The sequence below is a fragment of the Kitasatospora sp. NPDC059571 genome, from assembly GCF_042735675.1.
In the GTDB taxonomy this organism is placed as follows: domain Bacteria; phylum Actinomycetota; class Actinomycetes; order Streptomycetales; family Streptomycetaceae; genus Kitasatospora.
Map to the genome: position 1 here is coordinate 5,886 of NZ_JBHWBW010000429.1, position 1,019 is coordinate 6,904.

Annotated in this window: 1 protein-coding gene; it reads left to right on the forward strand. The window is 76.0% G+C overall.

The genetic code is table 11. From position 1 onward, the window contains the following. Nucleotides 1–132 precede the first annotated feature (132 nt). A complete protein-coding gene (locus tag ACFV0G_RS31935; protein ID WP_380555557.1) occupies nucleotides 133–774 on the forward strand; it encodes an NUDIX domain-containing protein in 642 nt (213 codons plus the stop codon). The last annotated feature ends 245 nt before the right edge of the window (nucleotides 775–1,019 follow it).

Sequence of the window (1,019 nt, forward strand, 5' to 3'; positions counted from 1 at the left end):
CGGGCGCGGGGGGGGGGGGGGGGGCGCGCCCCCCCCGCCCCCCCCCCCGTCCGGCTGTTCCGGCGCCGTGGCGGCCGCAGGCTTGGGGTGCATGGGGATAGATTGTGTCGTACTGACGAAAAGGGGAGTGCGATGGACTTTCAGCAGCAGATCCGCGACGCCGCCGAGCAGTGGCCGGTGCGGGCCGGCGAGACCCCGTTCAAGGGCCGGGTCACCGGGGTGCGCACCGAGGAGGTGCAGATGCCGGACGGCTCCTGGGCGCGCCGCGACTACCAGACCCACCCGGGCTCGGTCTCCGTCCTCGCCGTCGACGAGCAGCAGCGGGTGCTGATCCTGCGGCAGTACCGCCACCCGGTGCGCCAGCGCCTGTGGGAGCTGCCCGCCGGCCTGCTGGACGTGCCCGGCGAGAACCCGCTGCACGCCGCGCAGCGCGAGCTCTTCGAGGAGGCGCACTGCAAGGCCGGCGACTGGCGGGTGCTGGTCGACTTCTACACCTCGCCCGGCGGCACCGACGAGGCGCTGCGGCTGTTCCTCGCCACCGACCTCGCCGAGGCCGACGGCGAGCGCTACGCGGCGCACGGCGAGGAGCTGGAGCTGGAGACCGCCCGGGTGCCGCTGGACGAGCTGATCGGCCTCGTCCTGACCGGGGAGCTGCACAACCCGACCCTGGTCACCGGGGTCCTGGCGCTGCGTGCCGCACTGGACGGGCCGGGCCTCGACGCCCTGCGGCCGGCCGACGCACCCTGGCCCGCCCGGCCGTTCCGCGCCGCCTGAGCGCCCGCGCGGCACGCCGTGCGGGTTGATCCGCAGGGGTGATTCGCCGGTTGGTAGTACCGATGTCGGCTCGGCAGCGCCCTGTCCGCGAACTACGCTTCGCGGACAGGGCCCCGTTCCCGGGCCCGGTCTGCTGGGCGACGGTCGGGAGTGGGCACCGGTGGCGAGGAAGACGGCGACCATGGACGCGGCGATCGCGGACCCGGGCCGGCCCGGCGCCGCGGCCGACACGCTGCCGCCCGGGC

Excerpts from the sequence above, each read along its gene's own strand:
- ACFV0G_RS31935 (WP_380555557.1), top strand. The coding sequence starts at position 133 with ATGGACTTTCAGCAGCAGATCCGCGACGCCGCCGAGCAGTGGCCGGTG.